Consider the following 14,968-nt stretch of genomic DNA (forward strand, 5'->3'; position numbering starts at 1 on the left):
CTGTAAGTTGTCTTAAAGTATTACAATCAAAACTTATAGGGTCTACTTTATAGCCTTTCTCTTCATTTATTTGTTTAAAATAAATAAGCCATGAAAAAACTAATTTTATTATTTGCTTTGATCCTCATTACTTCTTGTTCAAAAGATGATACAAATTATGAGCAAGATATATTTAATGATGATAATTATATGTATTTTGATCCTCCTGCTTGGTTATGGGGAACCTGGACAAATATTCAGGGTGATAAAATAACATTTACACGAAATAATCTAATTTTCAGTGAATATGGAAATCCCATTAATTCTGCTAATGAAGAAATTGCGTATTATGAGAAGAGTTTTGTAAACCCCAATATTCAGGAAACTGCCTATGCGAATTATTACAGCTTAAAATATAATTACGACAATGATTACCGAATGAGGTTTAATATCATTCAGGTATCCGAAAGAATGATTAACATAAGTGGCTTGTTTACAGGAACATTTACTAAAAATTAATCCTTTCTATTCTAAAGTAAAAACCCTTGCAGATGCAATCCTGCAAGGGTTTTTATTTTTATCTCAATCCTTACTTTTCATTAGCAGAATCCTCGAAATCTATTTCATCCTCTTCCGGTTTTTTAAAATCGTTATTCAATAAATCCGTAAGTTTCTTTTTCTCTTTCTGGTTCTTTTTTGTAATAAATGCAATCAAAAAAATTACTACCACAACTAAAACTCCTATTATAACCCAATTGATTTCCATAGTCTTTAATTTTAACTAAATATAAGCTTTTTGAGTATTCAAAATATTACCAAAACGTTAAAAATGAACACTATAAAAAACAATAAGCAAAAAAAAGAGACAATTCGTGTCGCGGCCAGATAAGAGCATTTATTTTTTGTCAGAAATCTTTTTTATATTTAAAACTTCTAAAAGACTATTCTAAAAAACAAATGATTAAAAATTTAAAGAGAAGCCTCTCCATTGGTTTATTAATTTTCATCACTACTATTTTACAAATTTATTGGTCTGTAGGACAATTTTCACAAAGGATGTCAAGCGGCAATCCTGACGCTTCATTTTTTGATGATGCTTATCTTATGTCATTATTTACAACTGTTTTCTTAATATTTTTATTTCTTTTGCTTTACCTTATTCAAAACATTTATCTAAAATTTACCAGCCAATTCGTTCTTTTAATTTCAACATGGTTTTTCTGGAATTACACCGTTTTTGTAGATAGGGAATCATCCTGGAGCACATATACTTTTAAAGAAGAACTTTTTTATACTGTTTCGGTTTCTATTCTGCCAATTTTAGTTTTATCTATTCCTACTCTGTTTGCTTTAAATTATATCTTAAAAAACCGTGAATCCAAATAGAAAACCCATCCTGCTAAGAGTATATTTAATACTAAGCTCACTTCTCATTATAGATTGTTTGCTGTATTACAATCAATTTATTAGTTTAAGGGGTTATTATAGCGATGTTGCTTTATTTTGGTTTTGGATTGTTACAACTTTTGCAGTAATTGTACTATTTTGGAAAAAAATAATGGCAAAACTGCTTCTGGCAGGAATGTTATTAGCTCTAATCGCTAGCATTTTGCCAATGATGATCCCTTTTTTCGCATTATTATTTGCCACAACTCCATTAGGATTAATCACAGATAAAGACTTAAATAAAAAATATCGGGCTCAGACTGTTGGTTATAGTGTAATGACACAACCATGGCTTGAAGTAATAGAAAAACATGGTCTTTTTGAAAAAAGAGTAATTACAAGTACCGATTATCAACTTATGGATGATAGAAGAAATATAAAAGTTAGCTACGCAAAAGATATCATTTTTAATCACGAAACTGACAGTACTTTAACCCTTACCTTATTTTACGGCGGGGCAAATAAAACCATAACTTTCGACAAAAACACAGGAAATATTTTGGCAGTAAAATTGAATTGAACTAAAGACCAAACAACATGACACTATTACTCCGTTGGCTACTCATACCCATAATCGCATTGATTATATTGCTGTTCTGGAAAGGCATCCCAATCATGATAAAATCAGTATTATTAATTATTCCCCTAATCCTGATTGTTGGCTGGTTTGGCCATGAAGGCGCATTTACAGGAAGTGGCGGATTAGCAAAAGCATACGGTTTGTTATCCTTGGCAGTATTTTTATTTTGTTATGAAATTGGTTTGCTCTTTCATCGTTATTATTTGGCAAAAAAAGACGCAAATACTATAGAAGATGATGTATTGCTAATTATAGGTTTGGTATTATTAATGGCATCATTTGTTTATTTTTTAATTGTAATTTCAAAATAACGAAACATATTATCTTATTATTTTTAATTTTCAGGAGCAGAATTCCCTTTTAAAAAAGACCAATTGTCCCGCTTTCAGCTCTATCTTTTTCCTGCTAAAAGAAGCAGTAAAAAAGATACCGCTTCCATCGGAGGTAGATTAGAAGTTTTAGTTTTTACAAAAACTTTTTAGCTAAATTATTTATATGAAAAATTGTATTTTTGTTTACGCCAAAACAATACAAAATAGTAACGTACACAAACAAACCCGTTTTTTACCAAAAATTATTTTGTAAAAGAATTTTAAATACTTTTGAAATACAAAACCATTTGGGCAAGCTGGACGAAGTACGACCGCTGCCCTGAAATATATGTAAACCCGAAACTAACTTTTGTAGTTGTAGACGGTTATATAGTAAAACACAAAAGAAAATAAAAAGATGTGATAGTGCGAATTTACAATCCTTGCCCACAAAGAAAAACACGTTTTCACTACCCAAACTTAATCGATCTTCCAGAAAATTATCTACCCAAAACAGTAGGTTTCTTTGACTTTGTATAAACACGATCTGGCTTGTTGTCCCAGGAAATTACAAGACGGTCTTTTGTTACTTTTTTTATTTTTGCCAAATACCATTTATAACGAGAATAATGTACCCAAAGAGAATCGTTTGTATAATTACAATCGTAAACTTTGCCATTGCTATCGTCTACAAAATAATCAGAATTGATTTCCATTTTACTAAAATCGCCTTTCCCACGAGATTCCCATTTACCGTATGCGTCAGCAATATTTAAAGGTTCTTTTTTCTTTCCAAAAGTTAGATTGAACGCATCTCTTCTGGAGAATTCATTTAATCCTTTGTTTTGTATTGTACTAAAAAATGCTTTTTTGTCATAGATTTTTAGTGGTTTCCAATCAGTATCTAAAATTGCAATTTTAAAATCTTTAGGAAAACCTACCAATGTATCATTAGAGTGTAAAGGCAATACAACATATTGTTCAGTTCCTTTATCTAACACAAGCGGATCTGTAACATTATTTTTTTTTCGCAATTGCCATTCATCACTTATTTCTTTTACAATTCGTACTGAATCTAATGGATCATAAACCAATTTATATTCTTCTTCGTGTTCACTAATAAATTTTTTGTGACTCGTTAAAGCAGTTTTAATTTCCTGATTTTTATAAAAAGTAATTTCTTCTTCAGAAAATTTACAATCTATATCAATCACTATTTTTTGATCAGAGTCATTTTTCAAATTCAGATATAAAAACCCATTTTCAAATTTATAAGGCTCAGGTTCCCTTGTAGTAGCAATAAAAGAGAAAGAAGAAAGAAGAAAAATAAATTTCAGAAAGACTGGCTGAACTTTATATACAATTGGATCTTTCTTTAATAACTGAAAAGAAACAAGAACACTAACTAAAGCTATAGTATCTGAAAAATCGACGATACGGTAGAAACCAAATAGATCTACAAAACTTTCTGAAAAATGACTTTTCCAGAAACAAAAAAATAAAACAGTAGCAATATGAATTTCTTTGATTCTTTTAGGAAAAAGAACACTCCAGAAAAAAGGAAAAACAACTAACCCTGCAAAATCAGATAACTTTCCGGTGAGATAATTATGAAAGACCGTTTTTAAGAACAAGTCATTTAAAAGAAGAATCAATAACGAAATAAGAAAAACAGGATGTGCTAATCTATTTAAATTTTTTATCATATTTGATTTGACATTATTGAGTAATGGGCATATGAAAAATCAAATTTCAAGCCAAAGAATGCTGTACTTAGCTTTCAATCAATTCGATAATGATATTTGCAATTCGTTCCATAAAAAAATAAAGAATTTTAATCTATTGAAGATTTTCCTCCCCTTTTATATACTTCTTATAATATTTTAAAAAATACAACGGAAAAAACGCTAACGCAATGGGAATATATATAGCGCCAAAAGCTTCATTATATTTTATGACTGAAGCCTCTAATACTAATACAAAAATGTACATTAAAATTGTGAATACATAATACATTCTTTTTGCGTTGTCTTTATCAAAATAGATAAATAGTGATGAAATGAATAAGATAACGTACAGAAACAGATTAAAGAAATATATTGGAATTTCTCCTTTGGATCTTAAATCTCCCTGAAAATAAAAGTTTGTAAAAAACATCAGAAAAATAAAACCCGTAACAAAATCAGATACTAAATGCGACCCTACTTTGTAGGATATAAAACAAATAACGAATAAAAAAGCAAACTCAAAGAAATAATCCGACATATTCAATTCATTAAATGTTTTTATAATTTCAAGACAGAAAATTTTTGCGCCTTAGAACTTTCGTAGCAAACCTAATTCAATAAATACCCAAACCTAATCGATCCAAAAAAATAACCTGAATTGGTATTCGTCTCCGGATCTTTTAGTTCTCGTCCTCTATATATAAAGGAATACGACATATTGAAGTTGTTGTGACGATACTTTAAACCAAACTCAGCATTAAAACGAAGCGGCTCAAGCTCGAAAGTAAGCGGACTTGTATTGCTAAACATGCTTCCCTGAATCGTCGCATCATAAAACTGATAGTTGACACTGGGCATCGCATAAAAATAAAATTCCCTGATATTGTATTGCGGCTGAGAACTTATCGAAGCGTCGTGCAAATTCGAATCATAAATTGGGAGTAATTTCTTAAAACCTATTCGGGTCAGGAATCCTGTAGAAACCCCGTCAAAGATGGTTCCCAGATTAGCTTCGGACTGAAAATGAAGATCGATAAAATCATTGTGTTTGGTTGGAAACATTTTCTTCGAATACATTACATGTGCCTGAACAGCAAAAGCATTATGCAATTGGTTTTCCCAACCAAAAACTTCTTTATACCCAATAATATGATGAAAACTTTCCTGAGTTTCTTTCCCTAGCGCATTTGGTCCCATGAAGCCCAACTGAAAATCAGTTTTCAGGACAGCTTCACTTTGGTAAAAAAAGCTTCTTCCGGCTTCGGCAAAAAGATAACCGGTAAAAGGGCGATCATTTATAGTTACCGCCGCTTCATTAATAAATCTCGGATTATAAATATATTGCCCGATACGAAATTCAGTAATTTTTTTATTGATTTTCGGATTCTCATTCTTCGATAAAAAACGATAAAATAGCTCTATACCGTTCGTATAATACATATCATTTTTAGATGATGTATATAAGTCATTATCCGTAATTAAACCAATTTCGGCAGTTTTCGCCTGTCCAAAAGACAAAGCCGATGTCAATGCCAGAAGCGCAATAAAAGATTTTTTATTTCGCATGGTAATTTATTTTTCCAACAGAACGCATTTCACGAACAATTCTTTCTTTTCTTCTGTTGATATAACTTGAAGATCCTGTTGCCTTAAACTTTCTTGGGTTGGGTAAAATTGCTGCAATTCCAGCAGCCTGCATAGGCGTTAAACTTGATGCATCACGACGGTACCAATGTTCTGTTGCGGCATAAGCTCCATAAACACCATCTCCCATTTCTATACTATTCAGATAAACTTCCATGATACGTTCTTTACCCCAGATTAGTTCAATTAAAACCGTAAAATAAGCTTCTAAGCCTTTACGGAGATAACTTTTGCCTTGCCATAAAAACACGTTTTTCGCAGTTTGCTGCGAGATTGTACTTCCACCACGAATTCGACGTCCGCGTTCATTGCTTTTATAGGCTTTCTGAAGAGCTTTAAAATCGAAACCGTTATGCTTTAAAAAAGTTCCATCTTCACTGGCAATAACTGCTTTTTGTAAATTCATTGAGATTTTCTCGATTGGCTCCCAATCGTGATCAAAGAAAACTTCCTTGCCATCTAATTTATTTTCGATAGCACGAATTATCATTAACGGTGTAAAAGGTACCGGAATATATTTGAAGAATACAACAGACGCAATTGAAATCCCGAAGAACCACAAACATAATTTAATAAAAAACCATTTTACTTTTTCGCCAAAAGAGCGATTGCCTTTTTTGGATGTTGTTTTAGATTTCGGTTTGTTAACCGTTGATTTTGGCGCTGGTTTTGCTGCCGGTTTTGGTATCGGTCTTTTGGTTACTCCCATTATATTAAATCTGCTAATTCTGTTTTTATTATATTTCAGGTTACTATATTAATTCCGCTCAAACGTATTTTACAAAACACGTTTTCAAACAGTTGAACAGCAACAGGATTTTACTATTTCCTATTTCAAAGATTCCGCTCCAACGAGGAGCAATCCGGAAATCCTGATTCGGTAAAATTACATTTTTAAGTAAATCTTACAATTTATTTTCTACAATTTTCGTCAGGACAAATTCTGCGGTCAAATTTTTATAAAAATACTGCTTTTTGGTTCACCATATAAGTAATATAAGTTCATTTAAAAGTTTTCTTGTCACGTATAAAAATAACTTTTAAAACATTTTATTTTTAAATTAAGCGTTATAGAGATTAAGAAAAATCAAGCATTACTTATTAATATGACTTAATCCCGTAATAGCAAAAAGCAAACCTTAAAATGAACTTATATTACTTATATGGTTTAATACTTTTTAACATTTACTGCTAAAATATATTTGTACTTTTAGCCTCACGAATATTAGAATTTTATTATGAAAAAAGTATTATTTACAACCTTAATAATGATGAGTTTAAACGCTATCGGACAGAATGTAATGTCTCCGGAATTGTTATGGAAATTAGGAAGAGTGAGTGCTCTTGGACTTTCAAAAGATGCGAAGAATGTTGTTTTTAAGGTTTCGACTCCTTCTATCGAAGAAAACAAATCGTCTTCTAAATTTTACATTATCCCTGTAAATGGCGGAAATGCAACTGAAATCAAAGACACAAAAGAGGTTATAGCTGATAAAAATGTTTCTCCTGATGGAAAATTTTTAGTTTACAACGAAGAAGTAAAAATCGACAAGGTTTTAGGTAAAGATTTTTATCCAAAACTGGACAAATCAGATGCTCAAATTTATGATGGTTTAGATTATCGTCATTGGGACACCTGGAACGAAGGTAAATTTAACCACGTTTTTTATAAAGAAAACAAAGACGGTGCAAAAGGAATTGACATCCTGAAAGGCGAAAACTTTGATTCTCCTCAAAAACCTTTTGGTGGCGACGAAGATTATATCTGGTCTCCTGACGGAAAAAGCATTTTGTATGTATGCAAGAAAAAAGCAGGAACGCAATATGCAATTTCTACCAATACCGATATCTACGAGTACAATTTAGATACTCAGAAAACGATCAATAGAACTGAAGAGAATTTAGGTTACGATATGGCACCTCAATTTTCTCCAACAGGAAATTTGACCTGGTTACAAATGAAACGCGACGGTTATGAAGCGGATAAAAACGATATTATTGTCGAGTTTAAAGGAATCAAAACAAACTTAACGGCAAATTGGGACGGAACGGTTGATAATTTCATCTGGAGTAAAGATGGTAAAAACGTATTTTTTGTAGCCGCTGTCGATGGTACAAAACAATTATTTACTGTAAACTTCCCGGGATTAACCAGAATTGCGATTACTGTTCGTCAGTTGACAAATGGAGATTTTGATGTAAATGATTTAGTTGGTCTTGCAGGCGATGATATTATCGTAACAAGAAACGATATGAACCACGCTCCGGAAATTTATTCTTTTAACTTAAAGAAAAACACCTGGAAACAATTAACCAATGTTAACACAGAAACATATAAAACATTAGCACTTAGCAAAACAGAGAAACGTTACGTTACGACTACTGATGGTAAAAAAATGTTGGTTTGGGTAATTTTACCTCCAAATTTTGATGCTTCTAAAAAATATCCAACTTTATTATTCTGTCAGGGAGGACCTCAATCTCCGTTGACACAATCGTATTCTTTCCGTTGGAATTTTCAATTAATGGCTGCTAAAGGTTATGTAGTTGTTGCACCAAACCGTCGCGGAATGCCGGGACATGGTGTTGAATGGAACGAACAAATTAGTAAAGACTGGGGCGGACAGGTTATGGACGATTACCTTTCTGCAATCGATGATGTTTCTAAAGAAAAATATGTAGACAAATCGCGTTTGGGTTGTATTGGTGCAAGCTACGGAGGATATTCAGTATTTTATTTAGCTGGAATTCACAAAAACCGTTTCAAAACTTTTATCGCGCACGATGGAGTGTTCAATACGGTAAGTATGTTAGGAACTACTGAGGAAGTTTTCTTTAACAACTGGGATTTTGGTGGTCCTTACTGGGAAAAAGATAATGCTGTAGCTCAAAAAGCATATACTGTTTTTAACCCTGCAACTTTAGTTCAAAACTGGAATAAACCAATTTTGATTTTCCAGGGAGGAAAAGATTTCCGTGTACCAATCGGGCAAGGACAAGAAGCTTTTCAGGCTGCACAATTAAGAGGAATCAAATCTAGATTTGTGTACTTCCCTGACGAAAATCACTGGGTTTTACATCCTCAAAACGCTCAGGTTTGGCAAGGTGAATTTTTTAAATGGTTAGACGAGACGCTTTAATCATTTCATACAAACATGCAATAGCCGTAGATTTTATATAATCTACGGCTATTTTGTTTTTTTAACCTTTTAATTATGTAAAAGATTAGCATTAATTTGTATTTCTAAGAGAGAAATTTTGAATAAATTGCAGCAATTTCCCATCACAAAACGTCCCAATCCCACAACAACAATCTATGGAGAGCAAAAAAAGTTACACAGCACTTAAAGTTTTATTCAGTTATGTTGCTTTACTGGCTTTGGTTGTTACTGTTGGATGGTTTTTATATTCTGAAAATGTAGTTTATAATAAATTAGAAGATAAAATTGCGTTTGAAAAAACGAAGATTCTTAGGGTTAGTAAACTATTTTCGAATGTATACAAAACAGAAAGCTTAGCAAGGAAAACAATCCAGACCAACTCTGAGGAAGACTTTAGAAATTACATTATAGAAACGGATTCTCTAAAAAACAGAATCGATACTTTAAAAAAAATTGTTACTACCCAATATCAAAAGACATTACTGGATAGTGTAACTTATCTATTGTCTGAAAAAACAAAAAATATTCAACAATTAAAAACCATAAAAAATAAAGCCGAAGACGAAGTTTCGGTCAATACTGCTATTGATGAAATTACTAAAATGGAGTTCAAACTCCGAAAATTAGAACTTCAGGATTTCAACAAAAACCCAAATCAATTAGGAACCTACCAACGTAATGTATTGCAAAAATATGTTGATTACCTCAATCAAAACATTCCCGACGACAGCACCAATACGCTGAGCAAACAAGCCTCTGACTCAATTTTGGCCAATTCTAAAAAACTGCTGAGCAATGTAAAAATAAAGGCCGAAAAGAAAAAAGAATCGCTGAATTTTGAAGAAAACAAATTGCTGAAAAATGAAATTGCAATTTCGGACCAACTTCGAAAAGTACTGCGCATTATCGAACGAGAAATCATCATTAACTCCATAAAGAACAACTCATTAAAAGAAAAATCCCTTAAAAAAGTCAACGAGATTGTAACCGTTTCGGCTATTATTGGTCTGGTATTAACCTTATTCTTTTCGTTTTTGATTGTGAGCGATTACTCTAAATCTCAATTGTATAAAAAACAGCTTGAGATTGCGAATTTTAAAACGAAGAACTTACTTAAAAGCCGTGAACAACTCATCTCGACCGTTAGTCACGATTTAAAAACTCCTTTGAGTACTATTGTGGGGTATTCTGAACTTTTAGGAAACTCAGATGTCAATACAAAACAATCGTATTTTATTAAAAACATCAAAAATTCATCTGAATATATTACACAATTAGTTCAGGATTTATTGGACTTTTCTAAAATTGAAGCCGGAAAAATCAGCATTGAAAAGGTTCCGTTTTTATTACCTGATGTTATCGACGAAGTAGCTAAAAGCATTCAGACCGTCTACAAACAAAAAGACATTGACCTTATTATTAATGTTGATGAAAAACTCAATACAAGAATTGTTGGAGATCCATTCAGACTAAAACAAATCCTGAGCAATCTAATAGGAAATGCCTATAAATTTACTGAGGAAGGTTTTATAAAAATCAGCGCTTACACAACGGATCATGACGAAAAATTTGTCATTAGAATTCAGGATTCAGGAATTGGAATCGAGAAAGGAAACCAGAAATTAGTTTTTGAGGAATTTGCACAAGCGAATGAAAACATTGAGAAAAAATATGGCGGGACTGGTTTAGGATTGTCGATCTGTCAAAAAATCATAGCTATTTTAGGAGGAGATTTAAAACTGGAAAGCACTTTTGGAAAAGGAAGTACTTTTGAAGTTCAGCTTCCCCTGCAGTTTGACAATAGTCAGAACTCAATTCCTGAGATTAAGAAACCTGTTATTCAAAATACCAGAAAACAAACGTTTATTGTCTTAGACGATGACATTAATCTTCTAAATTTAACGAGCGGCGTTTTACGACAAGAACAACATCAGGTATTGTCTTTTAGCAGTGCTGCAAAAGCATTGGAAGCGATCCAGAACACCAATTTTGATTTTGTGATCACTGATATCCAAATGCCGGAAATGGATGGTTTTATGTTCCTGAAAAAATTAAAAACTTCGGGATATTCGACCTATAAAAACCAACCTATAATTGCATTAACCGGAAGAACAGATCTGGATCCTACTGTTTACAGCGAGGCCGGTTTTACAACTGTAATACAAAAACCATATTCGCCAAAAATACTGTTAGAAACAATTCATCTTATTTTAGAAAATGATACATTACCCAATGTCAGCATTAATAAAGGAGAAGAAAAAACCAGTTCTAAACTGTATTCAGTCGAAACTTTAAACGAGTTTTTAGGCAATGACGAAAAGGCATTACGAGAAGTTTTGAAATCATTTATAGAAAGCAGCAGTGAGAACTTAAGTTTATTAGAAGTCGCAATTGCAGAAAAAAATATAACCGAAATAAACTCTATTGCTCACAGAATCGCACCTATGTTCAAACAAATCCAGGCGCGTGAAATTGGCGAAATTTTAAAAGTTTTAGAAAATAAAAACCTTGAAACTTCTGATCTAAATGATCTTTTTAAAGTGTTGAAATCAAAAACAGACTTACTTTTTACAGCTTTAAACAAAGAAATAGCTTAATCTATATTGTATTGCTTTAATTTATTATAAAGTGTTTTACGGGTAATTTTAAGCAATTTTGCAGCCTCAGATTTATTGTTCTGTGCTTTTGACAAAGCATGAATAATGGCTTCTTTTTCATTTTCAGATAATGAAAAATTACCGTTTGTGGTTTGTTGTTTCTGTATCTGGAAGAATTCAGCTGGTAAAACTTCGCTTTCGATAAAATCTCCCTGAGATAAAAGGGTTGCACGTTTAACACAATTTTGCAATTCACGTAAATTTCCGGGCCAGTTGTAATTTTGAAAAATAGCAACAACTTCCGGCGAAAATCCTATAATATCTTTATTCAACTGTTCATTGGCTTTTTCCAGAAAATAATCTGCAAAAACCATCAAATCTTCATCCCTGTCTTTTAGCGATGGCGACTGAATAGAGAATTCGTTGATTCTATGGTATAAATCTTCTCTGAAATCACCGTTTTTTACTGCTTCACGTAAATCTTCGTTTGTAGCGGTAATGATTCGGATATCGACGTTAATTTCTTTATTGCTCCCTACTGGTTTAATTTTTCGCTCCTGAAGCGCTCTTAACAACTGTATTTGATTTTCGTATGAAAGATTACCAATTTCATCTAAAAAAAGAGTTCCGCCGTTAGCAGCTTCAAAATACCCCATTTTGTCATTGATTGCCCCGGTAAAAGATCCTTTTAAATGTCCGAAGAATTCACTTGCAGCCAATTCCTTTGGAATAGCTCCGCAATCAACGGCAATAAAATTATTATTCTTTCGCAAACTTTGCTGATGAATACTTTTAGCAATGATTTCTTTTCCTGTTCCGCTTTCTCCAATAATCAAAACCGACATATCTGTTGGACTTACCAAATGAATGTGATCCAATAATTTTTTTGAAGCAACAGAAATTCCTTTTACAAACTCGTTTTCAGTATTGGTTTGTTTCTTTACAGATTTCTTTTCCTTTACAGGAACTTCTTCTATTTCTGAAGTTTTTAAGGCATTTGTAATAACCAATAAAACCTCATCCGGATTAAAAGGTTTCGAGATATAATCTGCTGCACCATTTTTAATAGCTTTAACCGCAGTATTTACATCAGAATATCCTGTCATAAGTATAACAGGCACTTCAGGATATGATGCTTTAATTTCCGTCATCAATCCAATACCGTCAGAATCTGGCAAACGAAGATCTGTCAAAATCAAATCGAAGGATTCTTTTTTGATTGCTAGTCTCGCTTCCGCAGCAGAGAAAGCAATTGTTACATCGTATGATTTTTTTACTAGAAATTTCTCTAATAATTTACAAAACGAAATATCATCTTCTATCAGTAATATCTTTGGCATTTGTTTTTAGGGACTTTTTTGCTAAAATAAGATTATTAAAATTGTCTTTTCACAAAATTATGCAAAAAAAAAGAGATTGCATATTGCAATCTCTTTTTCACCAAAAACATAAATCTAAATTCACCTAATTTATATCTTCAACCAGTTGCCATTGACATCTGAAAAAACAGTAGCCTTTTGGTCACCAACCGATATTTCGAGTTTATACTCTTTTTTTTCATTCACAAATGCCTTGTCCAGTTTTGCTCCCGGATAAGCAGTTTGCAGTGCGGTTTTTATAGCAGCCGGTACAGCATCTGCACTCACTTCTGTATATTCTGCCTGAGCAGAAACAACCGCCTTAGTTTGTGTTGGACTTGTCTCATTACTTGCGTAAGTAGACAAACTTCCTAATACTATTATTGCTGATACGATTAACTTTTTCATAATGCTATCCTTAAATTATTTTTTAATGATGTTTCCTGAAGCATCTGTAAATACAGTATACTTTTTGTCACCATTAGAGATCTCTAACTTGTACTCATTCTTTTCGTTTTTATACGCTTTTTCAAGTTTCGTATTTGGAAAAGATTTTTCGACTGTAGATTTTACAGCTGCCGGAACGGCATCTGCACCAATTTCAGTAAATTCATCCTGAACGGTCACTGACTGGGTCATTGACGTTTTTACTACAGGATTAGCTGCCTGAACTGACAAACCTCCTAAAATGATTGCTGCTGATAAGATTAACTTTTTCATAATAATAGTTTTTATGGGTTACTTATAATTACTTTTTAATAATGTTACCAGAAGCATCTGTATAAACAGTAGATTTTTCACCTCTTACGGTAATCTCTATTTTATACTCTTTCTTCTCGTTTACATATGCTTTATCCAATTTCACACCTGGATAAGCATTGTCTAAAGCTGTTTTAATAGCTGCCGGAACAGCATCAACTTCTTTATATTCGTCCTGACTTACATTTACTGATTGTACCATTGAACTTGTCACGGCTACATTTCCTGCTTGCATTGACAAACCTCCTAATAGGATGGCTGCCGATAAGATTAACTTTTTCATAGTGATAGTTTTTATAGTTTAATTTCTAAATTATTTTTTGATCCAAGATCCATCTGCATTAGCAAAAAGAGACCCTACTTTGTCACCAACGGTAACATCAAGTTTATACTCTGATTTAGCATTTTTGTATGCTTTTGAAAGTACTGCATCCGGATACGCTTTTTTAAGAGCATCTGTAATTGCAGCTGGTACTTCTTCCACTTTAATTTCAGTGTACTCGTCCTGAATTGTAATTGTTTTTACGATTGTATTTGTAATTGTAGAAGTTGAAGCAAATGAAGTTAAACTTCCCAAAACTATTGCGGCTGATAAAAATAGATTTTTCATAATATATATATTTTAAATGTAAAGTTAATTAATTGATTTTAAGTAGTTTTTATTATTTTTTAATCCAAGATCCATCTGCGTTAGCAAAAAGATTCCCTACTTTGTCACCAACGGTAACATCAAGTTTATATTCTGCTTTTTCGTTTTTGTATGCTTTAGTAATTACTGCATCAGGATATGCTTTTTTCAAAGACTCTGAAATAGCTGCTGGCAATTCTTCTAATTTGATTTCTGTGTATTCATCTTCAATAGAAATCGTTTTTACGATATTATTTGTAATAGGAGAAGTTGAAGCGAATGAAGTTAAACTTCCTAAAACAATTGCGGCTGATAAAAATAGATTTTTCATAATGTGTATATTTTAATTATTTAATAGTTGTTTACGCTTTAGATAATGAAATTATTATGCCGCAACTCAAACACCCTCTCCATACCTGCATAAAACCCTATATTTAAAGACTTTATCACTAATGTGCCAAAAAATTAATTTACAAAAAAGTGTGTAATTCCTCTAAACGGTGTGTAAAAAGTATACACAAATAATGTTTACTTAGTTGTTTTCTTGAATAAAAGTACCCGACAGGTTTTAGAAATCTGTCGGGTTTAACAAGATCAGTTATAACACAAAAAGACTGATTCAACTGAAAGCCTTCGACTTTGCTCAGGATGACATTGCTTTTCAAAATAAATACATCATCACCCTAATCGGATAGGAGCCTAGGGATTAATTCCCTAGGCGACCTTCCACACCACCCGGCATACGGATCCGTACCAAGGCGGTTCTTAATTTACGATA

The 14,968-nt window shown here is 32.4% G+C and carries 17 protein-coding genes; 7 read left to right on the forward strand and 10 right to left on the reverse strand.

Features of this window, described 5'->3' with window-relative positions:
• Positions 1–90: 90 nt before the first annotated feature.
• Positions 91–498 (forward strand): hypothetical protein, encoded by a 408-nt coding sequence (locus tag ACQKCJ_RS23475; protein ID WP_427403047.1) that lies wholly within the window; start codon positions 91–93, stop codon positions 496–498.
• A gap of 70 nt (positions 499–568) precedes the next feature.
• Here ACQKCJ_RS23475 and ACQKCJ_RS23480 read toward each other — a convergent pair whose 3' ends face one another.
• The gene (locus ACQKCJ_RS23480) at positions 569–745 is read right to left on the reverse strand and encodes a hypothetical protein (protein WP_271338625.1); all 177 of its coding nucleotides are present in this window, start codon (positions 743–745) and stop codon (positions 569–571) included.
• Between the two features lie 191 nt (positions 746–936).
• Here ACQKCJ_RS23480 and ACQKCJ_RS23485 point away from each other — a divergent pair, with 191 nt between their 5' ends.
• From ACQKCJ_RS23485 to ACQKCJ_RS23500, 4 genes are all read left to right on the forward strand, one after another.
• Entirely contained in the window at positions 937–1,365 is a 429-nt protein-coding gene (locus ACQKCJ_RS23485; RefSeq protein WP_427403048.1) for a hypothetical protein, read from the forward strand.
• Positions 1,366–1,537: 172 nt separating this feature from the next.
• The gene (locus ACQKCJ_RS23490) at positions 1,538–1,945 is read left to right on the forward strand and encodes a hypothetical protein (protein WP_427403049.1); all 408 of its coding nucleotides are present in this window, start codon (positions 1,538–1,540) and stop codon (positions 1,943–1,945) included.
• A 17-nt stretch (positions 1,946–1,962) separates the two neighbouring features.
• Positions 1,963–2,316, forward strand: coding sequence for a hypothetical protein (locus tag ACQKCJ_RS23495; protein WP_427403050.1), 354 nt, complete (start codon positions 1,963–1,965; stop codon positions 2,314–2,316).
• Positions 2,317–2,607: 291 nt separating this feature from the next.
• On the forward strand, positions 2,608–2,730 hold the full coding sequence (locus ACQKCJ_RS23500) for a hypothetical protein (protein WP_427403051.1): 123 nt from the start codon (positions 2,608–2,610) through the stop codon (positions 2,728–2,730).
• 86 nt (positions 2,731–2,816) lie between these two features.
• Here ACQKCJ_RS23500 and ACQKCJ_RS23505 read toward each other — a convergent pair whose 3' ends face one another.
• The 3 genes from ACQKCJ_RS23505 to mtgA all read right to left on the reverse strand — a co-directional run bounded on the left by ACQKCJ_RS23505 (position 2,817) and on the right by mtgA (position 6,396).
• Positions 2,817–4,022, reverse strand: coding sequence for a hypothetical protein (locus ACQKCJ_RS23505; RefSeq protein WP_427403052.1), 1,206 nt, complete (start codon positions 4,020–4,022; stop codon positions 2,817–2,819).
• Positions 4,023–4,652: 630 nt separating this feature from the next.
• Positions 4,653–5,609, reverse strand: coding sequence for a lipid A deacylase LpxR family protein (locus ACQKCJ_RS23510; protein ID WP_271338619.1), 957 nt, complete (start codon positions 5,607–5,609; stop codon positions 4,653–4,655).
• Positions 5,599–6,396, reverse strand: coding sequence for a monofunctional biosynthetic peptidoglycan transglycosylase (mtgA, locus tag ACQKCJ_RS23515; RefSeq protein ID WP_271338618.1), 798 nt, complete (start codon positions 6,394–6,396; stop codon positions 5,599–5,601). The genes ACQKCJ_RS23510 and mtgA overlap by 11 nt, the downstream gene beginning before the upstream one ends.
• Positions 6,397–6,925: 529 nt before the next feature.
• Here mtgA and ACQKCJ_RS23520 point away from each other — a divergent pair.
• Both ACQKCJ_RS23520 and ACQKCJ_RS23525 read left to right on the forward strand, forming a co-directional pair.
• Positions 6,926–8,827 carry a S9 family peptidase gene (locus tag ACQKCJ_RS23520; RefSeq protein ID WP_271338617.1) on the forward strand — a complete coding sequence of 634 codons (1,902 nt, stop codon included), beginning with the start codon at positions 6,926–6,928 and terminating at the stop codon, positions 8,825–8,827.
• A gap of 176 nt (positions 8,828–9,003) precedes the next feature.
• On the forward strand, positions 9,004–11,445 hold the full coding sequence (locus tag ACQKCJ_RS23525) for an ATP-binding response regulator (protein WP_427403053.1): 2,442 nt from the start codon (positions 9,004–9,006) through the stop codon (positions 11,443–11,445).
• Here ACQKCJ_RS23525 and ACQKCJ_RS23530 read toward each other — a convergent pair.
• The 6 genes from ACQKCJ_RS23530 to ACQKCJ_RS23555 all read right to left on the reverse strand — a co-directional run bounded on the left by ACQKCJ_RS23530 (position 11,442) and on the right by ACQKCJ_RS23555 (position 14,521).
• Positions 11,442–12,785: a sigma-54-dependent transcriptional regulator gene (locus ACQKCJ_RS23530; RefSeq protein WP_271338615.1), complete on the reverse strand. Its 1,344-nt coding sequence runs from the start codon at positions 12,783–12,785 to the stop codon at positions 11,442–11,444. The two genes, ACQKCJ_RS23525 and ACQKCJ_RS23530, sit on opposite strands and share 4 nt — an antisense overlap.
• Positions 12,786–12,914: 129 nt before the next feature.
• Complete coding sequence (locus ACQKCJ_RS23535) at positions 12,915–13,211, reverse strand: hypothetical protein (RefSeq protein WP_427403054.1); 297 nt, start codon at positions 13,209–13,211, stop codon at positions 12,915–12,917.
• Between the two features lie 15 nt (positions 13,212–13,226).
• Complete coding sequence (locus tag ACQKCJ_RS23540) at positions 13,227–13,523, reverse strand: PepSY-like domain-containing protein (protein WP_271338613.1); 297 nt, start codon at positions 13,521–13,523, stop codon at positions 13,227–13,229.
• 28 nt (positions 13,524–13,551) lie between these two features.
• Complete coding sequence (locus ACQKCJ_RS23545) at positions 13,552–13,845, reverse strand: hypothetical protein (protein ID WP_271338612.1); 294 nt, start codon at positions 13,843–13,845, stop codon at positions 13,552–13,554.
• 30 nt (positions 13,846–13,875) lie between these two features.
• The gene (locus ACQKCJ_RS23550; RefSeq protein WP_271338611.1) at positions 13,876–14,172 is read right to left on the reverse strand and encodes a hypothetical protein; all 297 of its coding nucleotides are present in this window, start codon (positions 14,170–14,172) and stop codon (positions 13,876–13,878) included.
• A gap of 52 nt (positions 14,173–14,224) precedes the next feature.
• Complete coding sequence (locus tag ACQKCJ_RS23555; RefSeq protein WP_271338610.1) at positions 14,225–14,521, reverse strand: hypothetical protein; 297 nt, start codon at positions 14,519–14,521, stop codon at positions 14,225–14,227.
• Positions 14,522–14,968 lie beyond the last annotated feature (447 nt).

Origin of the sequence: Flavobacterium sp. NPDC079362 (genome assembly GCF_050267765.1) — a bacterium.
GTDB lineage: Bacteria > Bacteroidota > Bacteroidia > Flavobacteriales > Flavobacteriaceae > Flavobacterium > Flavobacterium azizsancarii.